Below are 15,312 nucleotides of genomic sequence, written 5' to 3'. Positions count from 1 at the left end.
TGTGGAGCCAGCAAGCGGCGCTGGGCCGGCCGATGCGGCCGGCGACGCCGCCGAGGTGCTCGACCGCCCGCTGCCGGAAGGCGTGCGGCGCCGGGTCGTCGCGCTCGTCTCGGACGCCTTCGGCGGACTGACGGTCGCGGACCTCCCGGCGCAGCTGCGCCAGTACGCCCGTTTCACCCCGACCCGGCGCGCCAAGTTCGCGGGCAACGCGATGGCCGCGGCGGTCGAGACCGACCCCGTGTTCCGCAGCCGGGTCGCCGAGAAGCTGCGCGAGGCGCAGGCGGACCTGGCCGGTGCGCTGGAGTCCGGCGCACCGCCCGCCGCCGCGGATCCGCTGGACGTGGCGGCGGCCGCGTACGTCCTGCGGCCGGTCGGCTGGGTCAAGCTGGTGGCCGCCGCCGGCGAGGAGGCGCAGCGCGCCGATGCCGAGCGGGTCGGCGAGGAGACCCGGCGCGAGCTGGACCGGCTGCGCGAGGAGCTGGCGCAGCTGCGGGACGTGCAGCGCTCGGGCGGTGAACAGGTGCGGGCCGAGCTGGACGAGGCCCGCAAGGAAGCGGAATCGCTTCAGCGCAAGCTGCGCAGCGCGCTCAGCGACGTCAAGCGCGGCGAGGCCGCCCTGCGCAAGGTCAACACGGAGATCGACGGGATCCGCGGCGAGGCGGCCGCACGGGTGGCCGCCGCCGAGAGCGAGACCCGGCGGCTCAAGTCCCGTCTGGCGGAGGTGGAGACGGCGCTGGAGACCTCGCGCCGGGCCACCCGCGAGGGACGCAGCATCGAGGACATGCGGCTGCGGCTGCTGCTGGACACCGTGCTGGACGCGGCGGCGGGGCTGCGCCGCGAGCTGGCGCTGCCGCCGGTGTCGACGCGCCCCGCGGACACCGTGGAGGCCGTGGAGCCGGGCCGGATGACCCCGAAGGACATCGCGGCGCGCGCCCTGTCGGAGACCGATCCGGCGCTGCTGGACCAGCTGTTGGCGCTGCCGCAGGCCCATCTGGTCGTCGACGGCTACAACGTGACCAAGACGGGCTATCCGACGATGCCGCTGGAGAAGCAGCGGCTGCGGCTGCTGGGCGGGCTGTCGATGCTGGCCGCGCAGACGGGCGCGGAGATGACCTGTGTCTTCGACGGGGCGGAACTGGCCGCCCCGGTGCTGCTCGCGCCGCCGCGCGGGGTCCGGGTGCTGTTCTCCAAGGCCGGGGTGACGGCGGACGAGCTGATCCGCCAGCTGGTGCGGGCGGAGCCGCCCGGCCGGCCGGTGGTCGTGGTCTCCACCGACCGGGAGGTCGCGGACGGGGTGGCCAAGGCGGGCGCGCGGCCCGTGGCGTCCGCATTGCTCCTGAAGCGGCTTTCGCGCGTTTCGTAACTCCTGCCCTGCATGCCCGAATTGGCGGGGCGCTCGGGGAACGTACCGTCAAGTGCCCTGCACAGAGCGTGCGCTGTAGGTAAAGAAGCTGGTCGGGGACCGACTTTTTTCCCGGCAGGATTTGAACTGATCACAGTAGGGTCACTAGGGTCTGCTCAAACCTTCGTGCGGTAGATCACTCATTCGGGGTGGCAGCGGAGGTGCTGCCGAGTTGCGTTCTTCGGCGGCTCGAGGAAGAAGGAGATCGCCTTCGTGGCGTCCCACCGTCGACCCAAGCAGCCGACCCGCGCTCGTGTGACCGTGCTGACCGCCACCGCGGCCGCGGCCGTCGCGCTCTCCACCCAGGGCGCCACCGCCGCCCCGGCGAAGCCGAGCAAGGACGAGGTCAAGTCCCAGGTCGACGCGCTCTACGAAGAGGCGGAGCAGGCCACCGAGAAGTTCAACGGGGCCAAGGAACGCCAGGAGAAGCTCGAGAAGGAGATCGGGCAGCTCCAGGACCAGGTCGCGCGCGGCCAGGGCGACCTCAACGAGCTGCGCGGCACGCTCGGTTCGATGGCGAGCGCCCAGTACCGCAGCGGCGGCATAGACCAGTCGCTCGCCCTCCTCCTCTCCGAGGACCCCGACAGCTACCTCGACAAGGCCTCCTCCCTGGAGCACCTGAGCGGCAAGCAGGTCGAGGCGGTCCAGAAGATCCAGGCCAAGCAGCGCACCCTCGCGCAGCAGCGCCAGGAGGCCGCCGGCAAGCTCGCCGACCTCGACGCCACCCGCAAGGAGCTCGGCGAGAAGAAGAAGGTCTCGCAGGAGAAGCTCGCCGCGGCCCAGGCCCTGCTCAACACCCTGACCGCGCAGGAGCGTGCCGCGCTCAAGGACGAGGAGTCGCGCGCCAGCCGCAGCGACAGCCAGCGCGTCGAGCTCGGCAACGTGAGCGCCTCCGGCCGGGCCGGAGCGGCCCTGGCGGCCGCCAAGACCAAGCTGGGCGGCGCGTACGTCTCCGGCGCCACCGGCCCGAGCGCCTTCGACTGCTCCGGGCTGACCCAGTGGGCGTACAAGCAGGCCGGTGTGAGCATCAGCCGCACCACCTACACCCAGGCGAACGACGGCACGCGCATCAGCCGCAGCCAACTCCAGCCCGGTGACCTGGTCTTCTTCTACAACGACCTGCACCACGTCGGCCTCTACGCCGGCAACAACATGACGCTGCACGCCTCCAACCCGCGCGGCGGCATCAAGTACGAGTCGATGGACAACATGCCGTTCATGTTCGGCGTCCGCGTCTCCTGACGCGCCGTACACCGCCCATCCGGGCGAATTCCACGGCTCCGCTCTGACCCCACGCCCCGCCGGTGACCTGCGTCTCCGGCGGGGCGTCGCCGTGCGTGCCCTCCGACGGTCGTTGGCCGGTGCCCGGTGGCGCGGCTACTGTCTGCCAGCGCGTAACCCGGCACACGTCCGTCCACGGGGGGCGGACCCGGGCCACGCCCAGCGGAAGGGAGCGGTTTCACGTGGCGTCCCATCGCCGGCCCGGGCTCGGCAGCCTCGACCGGAACACGAAGGTCACCGTCCTCACCGCCGCCGCGGCCACGGCCGCCGTCGCCATGACGGGCGCGCCCGCCCTCGCCGCCCCCGGCCTGCCGCAGGAACCCCCAACGGGCTCCCGCGCCCAGGTCGACCGGCTCTTCGAGGAGGCCGAGCAGGCCACCGAGCGCTTCAACGAGGCGGGCGAGAAGGCCGACCGGCTGCGCGCCGAGGTCAACCGGGCCCAGGACGCGGTCGCCCGCGGGCAGGCGCGCATCAACACCATGCGGGGCATCCTCGGCACCTTCGCCGGAGCCCAGTACCGCAGCGGGGGCATCGACCCCGCCGTCGGCCTGATGCTGGCCGAGGACCCCGACGCGTACCTGGAACAGGCCGCCGCCCTGGACCGGCTGACCGGCCGCCAGGCCCGGCAGCTCGACGAACTCCGCGAGGAGCAGCGCCGACTCGGCCAGGAGCGCCGGGAGGGCGCCCGCAAACTCGCCGAACTCGACGCGCTGCGCGCCGAGGTGGCCCGGCACAAGCGCTCGGTCACGGCCAAGCTCGCGGCCGCCCGGCGGCTGCTCAACGCCATGCCCTCCGAGGAGCGGGCCGACTTCGAGCGTGCCTCCCGCTCCGGCGGCCGCCCCGACGCGCTGCCCGACCTCCCCTCCCTGGGCCCCTCCTCCGGCCGCGCCGCGACCGCCGTGATGGCGGCCCGGGCCGCCGTCGGCCGCCCGTACGTGTGGGGCTCCACCGGCCCTTCCGGCTTCGACTGCTCCGGGCTGATGGTGTGGTCCTACCGGCAGGCCGGGGTCTCGCTGCCGCGCACCTCGCAGGCCCAGCGGTACGCCGGCCGCCAGGTGCCGCTGTCGCAGGCCCGCCCGGGCGACCTGGTGACGTACCGCTCGGACGCCAGCCACGTCGGCATGTACGTCGGCAACGGCCAGGTGGTCCACGCCCCCTACCCCGGGGCCAGGGTCCGCTACGACCCCGTCGGGATGATGCCGGTGTCGGCGGTCACCCGGCCCTGACCCCCGGAGAGCCGCCCCCCGTACGATCGGCTGATGCTCCCGGCCCGTCGTCTCGTCCGCGTACTGCCGCTCCTGCCGCTCCTGCTGTGCCTTCTGTGCGTGCCGGCGGCCGGATGCGCGGTGCGGCCGGCGGACACGGCCGGGCAGGACGTGCGCCGGGCCGTCGCCGAGTGGGCGCGGACACCGCCCGAGCGGCTCGCCGGGGTCCCGGTGCAGGACTGGGCGTACGAGGTCGCGTCGGTGCGGCGGGACGGCGTACGGGCCCTCGTACGCGCGGAGCTGCGCTACCGGCTCACCGGCTACGACCCGGCCCCGGGAGGCTCGGCCCGCGCGCTCGAACTGCGGCAGGACGGCGGCACGTGGCGGGTCACCGCCGACCGGCCCGCTCCCGGCGCCCCGCCGCAGCTGTGGGACCAGGGGCCGGTGTCGGTGGTCCGGGGCACGCACTCCCTGGTGCTGGGAGGCTCCGGGCAGGACGAGGACGCCCTGCGGGCCGTCGCCGCCGAGGCCGACCGGGCGGTGCCCGCGGTGAGCGCCGCATGGCCCCGGCCGTGGGCCGGGCGGGTGGTGGTGCTGGTCCCCGGGTCGCTGGAGCGGATGGCGGAGCTGCTGGGCGGGACGGCCGACGCCTACCGGGGCATGGGCGCCGTCACCACCGGCCGGGTGGGCGCGGGACCCGCCCCGGCGGACCGGGTGGTGGTCAACCCGGAGGGGTACGCGGACCTGGGCGCGGCGGGCCGCCGGATCGTCCTCACCCACGAGGTCACCCACGTGGCCACCCGGGCGGCCACCACCGCCTCGACCCCGCTGTGGCTCTCCGAGGGCTTCGCGGACTGGGCCGCGTACCGCGGCGGCCCCACCACACCCGGGCAGGGCGCGCCGGCGCTGGGCCGGGCCGTGCGGCGCGGCGAGGTGCCCGCGACGCTGCCCGCGACGGACGCCTTCGCCTTCGGCGGCGACCCGGAGGCGCTGGCCGGGGCGTACGAGGGTGCGTGGCTGGCCTGCCGGCTGATCGCCGAGAAGTGGGGCGAGGAGGCCCTGACCGACCTGTACGAGCGGACGGGCCGCGAGCCCCTCGCGACAGCGCTCGACGGGGCGCTGGACGTGGACGAGGCGGGGCTGACGAAGGCCTGGCAGGAGGCCCTGCGCGGCTGGCTCCGCTGAGCGCCGCGCACGTCCGGTACTGTCGGCAGGCAATGCACAAGACGCTGATCGTGACCAACGACTTCCCCCCGCGACCGGGCGGCATCCAGGCCTTCCTGCACAACATGGCGCTGCGGCTGGATCCCGACCGGGTCGTCGTGTACGCCTCCACGTGGAAGCACAGCGCGGAGGGCCGCGAGGCCACCGCGGCCTTCGACGCCGAGCAGCCCTTCCAGGTGGTGCGCGACCGCACGACCATGCTGCTGCCGACCCCGCGCGTGACGCGGCGGGCGGTCGGCCTGCTGCGCGAACACGGCTGCGAGTCCGTGTGGTTCGGGGCGGCCGCCCCGCTCGGGCTGATGGGCCCGGCGCTGCGGCGGGCGGGCGCCCGACGGATCGTGGCCACCACGCACGGCCACGAGGCGGGCTGGGCCCAGCTGCCGGCGGCGCGGCAGCTGCTGCGGCGGATCGGCGAGGGTACCGACACGCTGACCTACCTGGGGGAGTACACGCGCTCGCGGATCGCCTCGGCGGTGTCCGAACGGGCGGCGGCGCGGATGGTGCAGCTGCCGCCGGGGGTGGACGAGAAGACCTTCCACCCGGAGTCGGGCGGGGCGGAGGTCCGGGCGCGGCTGGGGCTGACCGACCGGCCGGTGGTGGTGTGCGTGTCGCGGCTCGTGCAGCGCAAGGGGCAGGACACGCTGATCGAGGCGATGCCGCGGATCCTGGCGGCGGTGCCGGACGCGGTGCTGCTCGTCGTGGGCGGCGGACCGTACGAGTCCGGCCTGCGGGCGCTGGCCGCTTCGGTGGGCGTCGAGGACTCGGTGCTCTTCACGGGACCGGTCCCGTGGTCCGAGCTGCCCGCCCACTACGGGGCCGGGGACGTCTTCGCCATGCCGTGCCGGACCCGGCGCGGCGGACTGGACGTCGAGGGGCTCGGGATCGTCTACCTGGAGGCTTCGGCGACGGGGCTGCCGGTGGTGGCCGGCGACTCGGGCGGGGCGCCGGACGCGGTGCTCGACGGGGAGACGGGGTGGGTCGTCCGGGGCGGCGCCCCGGACGAGGCGGCGGACCGGATCAGCGCCCTGTTGCTGGACCCGGCCCTGCGGGCCCGCATGGGGGAGCGGGGCCGCGCCTGGGTCGAGGAGAAGTGGCGCTGGGACCTCCTGGCGGACCGCCTCCGCGCCCTGCTCTGAGGCCGCGCGGCGGCCGCATGGGGCTCCCGCCCAGCCCGCGTCTCAATCGCCGGCGAGGCTGATTTGGCGCGGCGCCGTTGCTGGGGCTCCGCCCCAGACCCCGCGCCTCAAACGCCGGCGGGGCTGGAAGTGGCCGACGTCAGCCTGCGACGTACCCCTATGGGACTGCATCAGCCAAAACCAGCCCCGCCGGCGTTTGAGGCGCGGGGGTTCGGGGGCGGAGCCCCTGACAACGGTGGCGAGCCGTGCACACCGCGCCGCAGCCACGGCTGACTGTTCCCCGGATGCCTGGCACGGCCGCGTCTGGCCGAACCGGCCGATTCCGCCCATCATGCGGCCATGACACCCCACCTGACACGCCGTCACGTCCTGGGGCTCGGCGCCCTGCAGACCGCCGCCGCCCTCGGCTTCACGAGGATCGGCCTGGGCTCCGCAGCCGCGGACCCCGCCGAGCCGGGCGCAGCCCCCTACGCGCCCGCCATCGTCGTCGGCTCCGGCTACGGCGCGGCGGTCGCCGCCCTCCGCCTCGGCCAGGCCGGCATCCGCACCGTCGTCCTCGAAATGGGCCGGCTCTGGGACGCCCCCGGGCCCGACGGCAAGGTCTTCCCCTCCACCTCCGCGCCCGACCACCGCTCCATGTGGTTCCGCACGCGCACCGAGGCCCCGCTCGCCCAGTTCCTCTGGCTCGACGTGGTCAACCGCGACATCAGCCCGTACCCCGGCGTCCTCGACCGCGTGCACCACGGCGACATGTCCGTGTACGTCGGCCGAGGTGTGGGAGGGGGGTCGCTCGTGAACGGGGGCATGGCGCCGACCCCCAGGAGGGCGTACTTCTCCGAGGTGCTGCCCGGGGTCGACGCCGACGAGATGTACGGCACCTACTTCCCCCGCGCCCGCGCCATGCTCGGCGTCAACGACATCGACCCGGCCTGGTTCGAGTCCACCGAGTGGTACCGCTTCGCCCGGATCTCCCGCAAGCACGCCCACCACACCGGCCTGAGGACCGTCTTCGTCCCCAACGTCTACGACTTCGCCTACATGCGGCGGGAGGCGGCCGGCACCGCCACCCGGTCGGCCCTCGCCGGAGAGGTCATCTACGGCAACAACCACGGCAAGAAGAGCCTCGACAAGACCTACCTCGCCGCCGCGATCGGCACCGGGAACGTCACCATCGAGACCATGCAGCGCGTCGTCGGCGTACGGCAGGACCCGGACGGCGGCTACGTCCTCACCGTGCGGACCAGCGACCTCGGCGGCCGCGTCACCCAAGTCCGTGAACTGGGCTGCCGGCGGCTCTTCCTGGGCGCCGGCAGCCTCGGCACCACCGAGATCCTGCTGCGCGCCCGCGAGACCGGGACGCTGCCCGCGCTCAGCGACCGGGTCGGGCTCGGCTGGGGCCACAACGGCAACGTCATGACCGCCCGCGCCAACCACCTGTGGGACACCGTCGGCTGCAACCAGGCCACCATGCCCGCCCTGGGCATCGACGACCGGGACAACGCCGCGAACCCCGTCTTCGCCGAGGTCGCCCCGCTCCCGATGGGCATCGAGCACTGGATCTCGCTGTACCTGGCCATCACGAAGAACCCCGAGCGCGGGCACTTCACGTACGACGCCGCCACCGACTCGGCCCGCCTCCACTGGCGGCGGGACCAGAACACGCCCTCGGTCAACGCGGCGAAGAACCTGTTCGACCGGATCAACCGGAGGAACGTCACGATGTACCGGTACGACCTCTTCGGCGACAACAAGGCCTTCGCCGACGACTTCACGTACCACCCGCTCGGCGGCTGCGTCCTCGGCGAGGCGACCGACCTGTACGGCCGGGCCAAGGGCTACCAGGGGCTGTACGTGGTCGACAGCTCCCTGATCCCCGGCTCGCTCGGCGTGAACCCGTTCGTGACCGTCACCGCCCTCGCCGAGCGGAACATGGCCCGGATCCTCTCCGAGGACCAGGGAACCGCCTAACCCCGGTACAGGGCTTCGATCTCGTCCGCGAAGTCCTTCGCGACCACGTTCCGCTTGAGCTTCAGCGACGGCGTGATGTGGCCCGACTCCTCCGTGAACTGGGAGGGCAGGATGCGGAATTTCCGCACCGATTCCGCCTTGGAAACCGCCGCGTTGCCGTCGTCGACGGCCTGCTGGACGGCGGCGTTCAGCTCCGCGTCATCGCGCAGCTCCGCCGCCGTCACACCCGCCGGCTTGCCGTTCTCCGCGGCCCACCGGCCGAGGAACTCCTCGTCGATGGTGACCAGCGCCGCCACGAACGGCCGCCCGTCGCCGACGACCATGCACTCCGCGACCAGCGCGTGCGCCCGGATCCGGTCCTCGATCACGGCGGGTGCGACGTTCTTGCCGCCCGCGGTGACGATCAGCTCCTTCTTGCGCCCGGTGATCGTGAGGTAGCCGTCCTCGTCGAGGGTGCCGACGTCGCCGGTGTGGAACCAGCCGTCGGTCAGGGCCTCGGCCGTCGCCGTCTCGTTCTTCCAGTAGCCGGTGAAGACCTGCTCGCCGTGCAGCAGCACCTCGCCGTCGTCCGCGATGCGCACCACGGAGCCCGGCATGGGCTGGCCGACCGTACCGATCTTCTGCTTGTCCCACGGGTTGAAGGTCGTCGCCGCGCAGGACTCCGTCAGGCCGTAGCCCTCCAGCACCGTGAAGCCGATGCCGCGGAAGAAGTGCCCGAGCCGCTCGCCCAGCGGCGCGCCGCCGGAGATCGCGTACTCGCCGCGCCCGCCGAGGACCGCGTGCAGCTTGCTGTAGACGAGCTTGGAGAAGACCTTGTGCTTGAGCTTCAGGCCGAAGGACGGCCCGCGGGGGGTGTCCAGTGCCCGGCTGTACGCGATCGCCGTCTCGGCGGCCGCGTCGAAGATCTTGCCCTTGCCGTCGGCCTGGGCCTTGGCGCGCGCCGAGTTGTAGACCTTCTCGAAGACGCGCGGCACACCGAGGATCAGGGTGGGCCGGAAGGACTGCAGCTCGTCGGTGAGGTTCTTGATGTCCGGTACGCAGCCCAGCCGGATCGGCGCCAGCACGGCCGCCACCTCCACCAGGCGGCCGAAGACGTGCGCCGCCGGAAGGAACAGCAGGACCGAGCACTCGCCGGTCTTGAACAGCGGCTTCAGCCGCTCCACGGCGTTGCCGCACTCGGCGAAGAAGTTGCGGTGGGTCAGCACACAGCCCTTGGGGCGGCCGGTGGTGCCCGAGGTGTAGACGATGGTGGCCGGGTCGTCGGCGCCCGCCAGGCTGCTGCGCTCGTCGACCTCGGCGTCGGTGACCTCGGCGCCCGCGCTCTTCAGTGCTGCGAGGGCGCCCTGCTCGATCTCCCAGACGTCGCGCAGGTCCGGCAGCCGGTCGCGCAGCGAGGCGACGGCCGCGCTGTGCCCGGGGCTCTCGACGATCGCGGCGACGGCGCCGGAGTCGCCGAGGATCCACTGGATCTGCTCGGGGGAGCTGGTCTCGTACACGGGGACGGTGACGGCGCCCGCCGTCCAGATCGCGAAGTCGACCAGCACCCACTCGTAGCGGGTACGGGAGATCAGGGCGACCCGGTCGCCGGGGCGGATGCCCGCCGCGATCAGGCCCTTGGCCGTGGCCCGGACCTCGGCCAGGAACTCGGTCGCGGTCACGTCCTGCCACCGGCCGTCCACCTTGCGGCTCATGACGGCGGTGTCGGGATGCTGAGCGGCATTGCGGCGGATGAGATCCGTCAGGTTCCCGTCCGACGGGACCTCGTACAGGGCCGGAAGGCTGAACTCGCGCAAGACTGCTGCTCCTCTGGGCGCCATCGCCACCATGTGGACCGACCGGACGTTACCCACCGGTAGTGGGTTCCGGATAGAGGGAACCGGCCAGATGTTCCCTGCGTCACATGACACGGCCTTTTCGAGCCGACCCTAGTCGACCCCGCCGGGGACTCGGAAGTAACCGCAGGTCCGGCTGCATCTGGTACCCCCTCTACCCCGCCCTCACCCGGCCGCCCTAGGGTGGCCGCATGGCCGGGAGCATGCGGGACGGGACGTCGGGCACGAGCGGATCGAGCCGCGCCGGGCTCCGCCGTGCGCCCCGCACCCGGGTCCACGTCGTGAGCGACGTGCACGGCAACGCCGAGGCCCTCGCCAGGGCGGGGGACGGCGCCGACGCGCTGATCTGCCTCGGTGACCTCGTGCTCTTCCTCGACTACGCCGACCACTCGCGCGGGATCTTCCCCGACCTGTTCGGCGTCGAGAACGCCGACCGGATCGTCGAGCTGCGCACCGCGCGCCGCTTCGCCGAGGCCAGCGCCTTCGGGCGGCAGCTGTGGGCGGGGCTGGACCGGGACCGGCTCATCGAGGACGCCGTACGCCGCCAGTACGCACAGATGTTCGCCGCCTTCCCCACCCCGACGTACGCCACCTACGGCAACGTCGACATCCCGGCCCTGTGGCCGGAGTACGCCGGCCGCCCCGGCGTCACCGTGCTCGACGGACAGCGCGCGGAGATCGGCGGCCGGGTCTTCGGCTTCGTCGGCGGCGGGCTGCCCTCGCCGATGCGCACCCCGTACGAGGTGGACGTCGAGGAGTACGCGGCCAAGGTGGAGGCCCTGGGCGAGGTGGACGTGCTGTGCTCGCACATCCCCCCGGAGGTGCCCGAGCTCTGCTACGACACGGTCGCGCGCCGCTTCGAACGCGGCAGCGAGGCCCTGCTGGCCGCGATCCGGCGCACCCGCCCCCGCTACGCCCTCTTCGGGCACGTCCACCAGCCGCTCGCCCGGCGGATGCGGATCGGCGGCACCGAGTGCGTGAACGTCGGGCACTTCGCGGCCACCGGGACGCCCTGGGCCCTGGAGTGGTGAGCTCCGCACGCACGGTAGCCTTCGAGCGGCGGCCGAAGGCCGCACACTTCCTCGAATAACTCCACGGAGGAGCGACCGCGATGGCGGAACACACCAGCTCAAGCATCACGATCGACGCCTCGCCGGCCGACGTGATGGCCGTGATCGCCGACTTCGCCCGTTACCCCGAGTGGACGGGCGAGGTGAAGGAGGCCGAGGTGATGGCCGCCGACGCCGAGGGCCGGGCCGAAAAGGTCCGGCTGCTGCTCGACGCGGGCGCGATCAAGGACGACCACACCCTGTCCTACACCTGGAAGGGCGAGGACGAGGTCAGCTGGACCCTGGACAAGTCCCAGATGCTGCGCCAGCTGGACGGTTCCTACCGGCTGGCCCCGCTGGACGGCGGCAAGCGCACCGAGGTCACCTACCAGCTGACCGTGGACGTCAAGATCCCCATGCTCGGCATGATCAAGCGCAAGGCCGAGAAGGTCATCATCGACCGCGCGCTGGCCGGCCTGAAGAAGCGCGTGGAATCGACCGGCTGAGGCTGCTGGGACCGAGGCCCTGAACACCGTGCACACCACGCCCACCACGCCCACCAAGCACACTGTGCTGATCACCGGCCCCGGCGGGGCCGGGCGGACCACCGTGGCCGCGGCCACCGCCCTCGCCGCGGCTCGGCAGGGGCGGCGGGTGCTGCTGCTGTCCGGGGACGCCGGGGACCCCCTCTCCGCCCTGACCGGGGAACCGGTGGGGGAGCCCGCCGACGTCGCGCCCGGACTGCCGGCCGTCCCGGTGGCGGGCGGCATCCGGGTGGCCCGGGTGGACTCCGGCGAGGAGTTCCGGGAGGAACTCGTCGCCCTCCAGGAGCGCGGATCGGCCCTCCTCGGGATGGTCGGGGCCCGGCCGCTGGGCGCCGAGGAGCTCACCGAACTGCCCGGCGCCGAGCAGTTCGCCCTGCTGCGCGCCCTGCGGCGGGCCGCCGCCGCGCCCGACTGCGACCTCGTCGTCGTCGACCTGCCCCCGCTCCACCAGGCCCTGGCCGCCCTGGCCCTTCCCGCCCAGCTGCGCCGCTACCTCGCCCGGCTGCTCCCCGCCGAGCGGCAGGCCGCCCGCGCCCTGCGGCCCGTACTGGCCCAGCTGGCCGGCGTGCCCATGCCCGCGCAGTGGCTCTACGAGACCGCCGCCCGCTGGGACGAGGAGCTCGCCGCGGTCCAGGCCGTCATCGAGGCCGACACCACCGGGGTCCGGCTGGTCGCCGAACCGGGACCGGCCGCCCACGACGCGCTCCGGCAGGGGCGGCTCGGGCTCGCCCTCCAGCAGCTGCCCCTCTCCGCCGTCGTCGCCAACCGCCTCCTGCCCGAGGGCTCCGCCGACCCCTGGCTCGCCGGTCTCGCCGCCCAGCAGGAGAAGTACGCCTCCCAGTGGGCCGGAGAGGTTCCCCTGGTCCGGCTCGGCCACCTCGGCCGGGACCCGCGCGGCCCGCAGGACCTGGAACTGCTCGCCGCCGCCGGCGGACTCCTCCCGCAGGCGCCCGCCCCCCGCCCGGCCTGGACGGTCGAGGACCGGCTCGCCGAGGACGGGGTACTCGTCTGGGTGGTCCCGCTGCCCGGCGCGCACAAGCGCGAGCTCGACCTGATCCGGCGCGGCGACGAGCTGCTGCTCGCCGTGGGCCCGTACCGCAGGATCGTTCCCCTGCCCTCCGCGCTGCGCCGCTGCACCGTCTCCGGAGCCGCCCTGGCCGAGGACGCGCTGCGCATCCGCTTCACCCCCGACCCCGGCCTGTGGCCGCGCACGCCCTGATCCGCGTACCGCCGTTCGGGTACCGTCGAAGGTAGCCACCACCGCACAGCCACTACCGCACACGCACACCGCACACGCACACCGCACGCACCGCAGCCGCCGCAGGAGTCCGCCATGAGCGAGGCCACCGACCGCCCCACCGATGACGACGCCTGGGCCAAGGCCTGCGCCGAGGACCTCGCCGCCGAGAAGGAGCGCCTGCGCGGGCAGGGCGCGGCGGGGGGCCAGGGCGCCGGGACCGCCGCCGAGGAGCTGTTCAAGCTCTTCGAGGCCGTCGCCGACAAGGTGTCCGGCCTGAACAACCCCCTCATCGGCGGCGCGGCCCAGGGCGCCGTCCGCCAGTTCGTCAACCAGGCGAAGATCGCAGCCAAGCCCGTCATCGAGCGCAACCCCGAGGTGTTCGACCACCTCGCGGCCGCCGGATCCGAGCTGCTCGCCGCCTACCGCTCGGCGGTCGAGGGCCACGAACGCCGCTGGACGCGCGGCGAGCCCCCGGCCCCCCGCCAGGCCCCCGGCGAGCGCGATCCCCGCGACGACGGCCCCGGCGACGGACCGGCCGAGCGGATCGATCTCGACTGAAGGCCCTCCGCCCTCGGGTACGGTGGGCCGTGGCGGGGTTTGACCGGAAACCGAGGGACTAATGGGACTCACCATCGGCGTCGACATCGGCGGCACGAAGATCGCGGCCGGCGTGGTCGACGAAGAGGGCACCATCCTTGAGACGTACAAGGTGCCCACCCCGCCGACCGCGGACGGAGTGACGGAGGCCATTTGCGCCGCCGTCTCCGAAGTCAGCAGCAACCACACCATCGACGCCGTCGGCATCGGCGCCGCGGGCTACGTGGACGACAAGCGCGCCACCGTGCTCTTCGCCCCCAACATCAACTGGCGGCACGAACCGCTCAAGGACAAGGTCGAGCAGCGCATCGGCCTGCCCGTCGTCGTGGAGAACGACGCGAACTGCGCGGCCTGGGGCGAGTACCGCTTCGGTGCCGGCCAGGGCCACGAGGACGTCATCTGCATCACCCTCGGCACCGGCCTCGGCGGCGGCATCATCATCGGCAACAAACTGCGCCGCGGACGCTTCGGCGTCGCCGCCGAATTCGGCCACATCCGGGTCGTCCCCGACGGCCTGCTGTGCGGCTGCGGCAGCCAGGGCTGCTGGGAGCAGTACGCCTCCGGGCGCGCGCTCGTCCGGTACGCGAAGCAGCGCGCCAAAGCCACCCCCGAGAACGCGGCGATCCTCCTCTCCCTCGGCGACGGCACCCCCGAGGGCATCGACGGCAGGCACATCAGCCAGGCCGCGCGCCAGGGCGACCTGGTCGCCATCGACTCCTTCCGCGAGCTGGCCCGCTGGGCCGGCGCGGGCCTGGCCGACCTCGCCTCGCTCTTCGACCCGTCGGCGTTCATCGTCGGCGGCGGCGTCTCCGACGAGGGCGACCTCGTCCTCGACCCGATCCGCAAGTCCTTCAAGCGCTGGCTGATCGGCGGTGCCTGGCGTCCGCACGCGCAGGTACTGGCCGCCCAGCTGGGCGGTAAGGCCGGGCTCGTGGGCGCCGCCGACCTGGCCCGCCAGGGCTGACGCCTCCGGCACGTACGCGACCGCCCGCCGCGCCCCTTGGGGGAGCGGCGGGCGGCCGCATATCTTGCGGACATGGACCAGTTGCTGCCCTCGCTGCCGAAGTCCCGTACGGAGCCCGACGGTTCTGCCGTGATCCGGGTCCTCACCTACAACGTCCGCTCGCTGCGCGACGACGAGGAGGCGCTGGCCCGGGTCATCCGGGCCTGCGCACCGGACCTCGTGTTCGTGCAGGAGGCGCCGCGGTTCTTCCGGTGGCGCAAACACGCGGCGCGGCTGGCCGCCAAGTGTGACCTGGTGGTGCTGGGCGGGGGCGCGACGGCATCCGGGCCGCTGCTGCTGTCCTCGCTACGGGTCTTCGTGGAGCGGACCGAGGACGTACTGCTGCCGCGCACCCCCGGCCTGCACCGGCGGGGCTTCGCGACGGCGGTGGTCCGCATCGGCGGCGCCCGCGCGGGCCTCCTCTGCGCCCACCTGTCCCTGAACCGCACGGAACGCCGGGCCCAGGCGGATCTCCTCCTGGACCGGGTCGCGGCACTGGACACCCCGTACGGGATCATCGCCGGCGACGTGAACGAGGGCCCGGACGGCCCGGCCTTCGGGCAGCTCGCGGGATCACTGCAGGACTGCTGGTCGGTGGCCCCGTGGGGCGGCGAGCCCACCTTCCCGGTCTCGGCGCCGGCCCGGCGCATCGACGGGATCTTCGCGACGAAGGAGGTGGAGGTCCTGGCCTGCGGAGTCCCGGCCGGCCTGCCGGGCGTATCCCCCGCCGACCTCCTGGCAGCCACGGACCACCTCCCGGTCCTGGCCGCCCTCCGCCTCCCGGCGACCACCGCCCGGTCGTGAACCGGGCCGCCGGCGGGAGCCATTGA

The 15,312-nt window shown here is 73.7% G+C and carries 13 protein-coding genes; 12 read left to right on the top strand and 1 reads right to left on the bottom strand.

The window, feature by feature from the left end:
- The first annotated feature begins 1 nt into the window (after nucleotide 1).
- The 6 genes from ACZ6I1_RS14185 to ACZ6I1_RS14160 all read left to right on the top strand — a co-directional run bounded on the left by ACZ6I1_RS14185 (nucleotide 2) and on the right by ACZ6I1_RS14160 (nucleotide 8,216).
- Nucleotides 2-1,363, top strand: coding sequence for an NYN domain-containing protein (locus ACZ6I1_RS14185; protein ID WP_469286855.1), 1,362 nt, complete (start codon nucleotides 2-4; stop codon nucleotides 1,361-1,363).
- Between the two features lie 252 nt (nucleotides 1,364-1,615).
- Nucleotides 1,616-2,644 (top strand): C40 family peptidase, encoded by a 1,029-nt coding sequence (locus ACZ6I1_RS14180; protein ID WP_469286853.1) that lies wholly within the window; start codon nucleotides 1,616-1,618, stop codon nucleotides 2,642-2,644.
- Nucleotides 2,645-2,865: 221 nt separating this feature from the next.
- Nucleotides 2,866-3,909, top strand: coding sequence for a C40 family peptidase (locus tag ACZ6I1_RS14175; RefSeq protein ID WP_469286851.1), 1,044 nt, complete (start codon nucleotides 2,866-2,868; stop codon nucleotides 3,907-3,909).
- Nucleotides 3,910-3,942: 33 nt separating this feature from the next.
- Nucleotides 3,943-5,073, top strand: a complete 1,131-nt coding sequence (locus tag ACZ6I1_RS14170; RefSeq protein ID WP_469286849.1) for a hypothetical protein — start codon at nucleotides 3,943-3,945, stop codon at nucleotides 5,071-5,073.
- A gap of 32 nt (nucleotides 5,074-5,105) precedes the next feature.
- Nucleotides 5,106-6,248, top strand: a complete 1,143-nt coding sequence (locus tag ACZ6I1_RS14165) for a glycosyltransferase family 4 protein (protein WP_469286847.1) — start codon at nucleotides 5,106-5,108, stop codon at nucleotides 6,246-6,248.
- Nucleotides 6,249-6,587: 339 nt separating this feature from the next.
- Complete coding sequence (locus ACZ6I1_RS14160) at nucleotides 6,588-8,216, top strand: GMC oxidoreductase (protein ID WP_469286844.1); 1,629 nt, start codon at nucleotides 6,588-6,590, stop codon at nucleotides 8,214-8,216.
- Here the strand turns inward: ACZ6I1_RS14160 and ACZ6I1_RS14155 are convergent.
- Nucleotides 8,213-10,009, bottom strand: a complete 1,797-nt coding sequence (locus ACZ6I1_RS14155) for an AMP-dependent synthetase/ligase (RefSeq protein ID WP_469286842.1) — start codon at nucleotides 10,007-10,009, stop codon at nucleotides 8,213-8,215. The genes ACZ6I1_RS14160 and ACZ6I1_RS14155 overlap by 4 nt on opposite strands.
- 242 nt (nucleotides 10,010-10,251) lie before the next feature.
- On the opposite strand from ACZ6I1_RS14155, the gene ACZ6I1_RS14150 reads away from it, so the two are divergent.
- The 6 genes from ACZ6I1_RS14150 to ACZ6I1_RS14125 all read left to right on the top strand — a co-directional run bounded on the left by ACZ6I1_RS14150 (nucleotide 10,252) and on the right by ACZ6I1_RS14125 (nucleotide 15,286).
- The gene (locus ACZ6I1_RS14150; RefSeq protein WP_469287064.1) at nucleotides 10,252-11,079 is read left to right on the top strand and encodes a metallophosphoesterase family protein; all 828 of its coding nucleotides are present in this window, start codon (nucleotides 10,252-10,254) and stop codon (nucleotides 11,077-11,079) included.
- Between the two features lie 80 nt (nucleotides 11,080-11,159).
- Nucleotides 11,160-11,603: an SRPBCC family protein gene (locus tag ACZ6I1_RS14145; protein ID WP_469286840.1), complete on the top strand. Its 444-nt coding sequence runs from the start codon at nucleotides 11,160-11,162 to the stop codon at nucleotides 11,601-11,603.
- Between the two features lie 28 nt (nucleotides 11,604-11,631).
- The gene (locus ACZ6I1_RS14140) at nucleotides 11,632-12,861 is read left to right on the top strand and encodes an ArsA family ATPase (protein WP_469286838.1); all 1,230 of its coding nucleotides are present in this window, start codon (nucleotides 11,632-11,634) and stop codon (nucleotides 12,859-12,861) included.
- Nucleotides 12,862-12,975: 114 nt separating this feature from the next.
- Nucleotides 12,976-13,440 (top strand): DUF5304 domain-containing protein, encoded by a 465-nt coding sequence (locus tag ACZ6I1_RS14135; RefSeq protein ID WP_469286836.1) that lies wholly within the window; start codon nucleotides 12,976-12,978, stop codon nucleotides 13,438-13,440.
- Nucleotides 13,441-13,501: 61 nt separating this feature from the next.
- Complete coding sequence (locus ACZ6I1_RS14130; RefSeq protein WP_469286835.1) at nucleotides 13,502-14,443, top strand: ROK family glucokinase; 942 nt, start codon at nucleotides 13,502-13,504, stop codon at nucleotides 14,441-14,443.
- Between the two features lie 72 nt (nucleotides 14,444-14,515).
- Nucleotides 14,516-15,286 carry an endonuclease/exonuclease/phosphatase family protein gene (locus tag ACZ6I1_RS14125; RefSeq protein WP_469286833.1) on the top strand — a complete coding sequence of 257 codons (771 nt, stop codon included), beginning with the start codon at nucleotides 14,516-14,518 and terminating at the stop codon, nucleotides 15,284-15,286.
- The last annotated feature ends 26 nt before the right edge of the window (nucleotides 15,287-15,312 follow it).

Source organism: Streptomyces sp. NPDC046303 (assembly GCF_055588085.1).
This window is presented reverse-complemented; position numbering and strand designations above follow the sequence as displayed.

Excerpts from the sequence above, each read along its gene's own strand:
- ACZ6I1_RS14170 (WP_469286849.1), top strand. The coding sequence starts at position 3,943 with ATGCTCCCGGCCCGTCGTCTCGTCCGCGTACTGCCGCTCCTGCCGCTC.
- ACZ6I1_RS14165 (WP_469286847.1), top strand. The coding sequence starts at position 5,106 with ATGCACAAGACGCTGATCGTGACCAACGACTTCCCCCCGCGACCGGGC.
- ACZ6I1_RS14160 (WP_469286844.1), top strand. The coding sequence starts at position 6,588 with ATGACACCCCACCTGACACGCCGTCACGTCCTGGGGCTCGGCGCCCTG.
- ACZ6I1_RS14150 (WP_469287064.1), top strand. The coding sequence starts at position 10,252 with ATGCGGGACGGGACGTCGGGCACGAGCGGATCGAGCCGCGCCGGGCTC.
- ACZ6I1_RS14145 (WP_469286840.1), top strand. The coding sequence starts at position 11,160 with ATGGCGGAACACACCAGCTCAAGCATCACGATCGACGCCTCGCCGGCC.
- ACZ6I1_RS14135 (WP_469286836.1), top strand. The coding sequence starts at position 12,976 with ATGAGCGAGGCCACCGACCGCCCCACCGATGACGACGCCTGGGCCAAG.
- ACZ6I1_RS14130 (WP_469286835.1), top strand. The coding sequence starts at position 13,502 with ATGGGACTCACCATCGGCGTCGACATCGGCGGCACGAAGATCGCGGCC.
- ACZ6I1_RS14125 (WP_469286833.1), top strand. The coding sequence starts at position 14,516 with ATGGACCAGTTGCTGCCCTCGCTGCCGAAGTCCCGTACGGAGCCCGAC.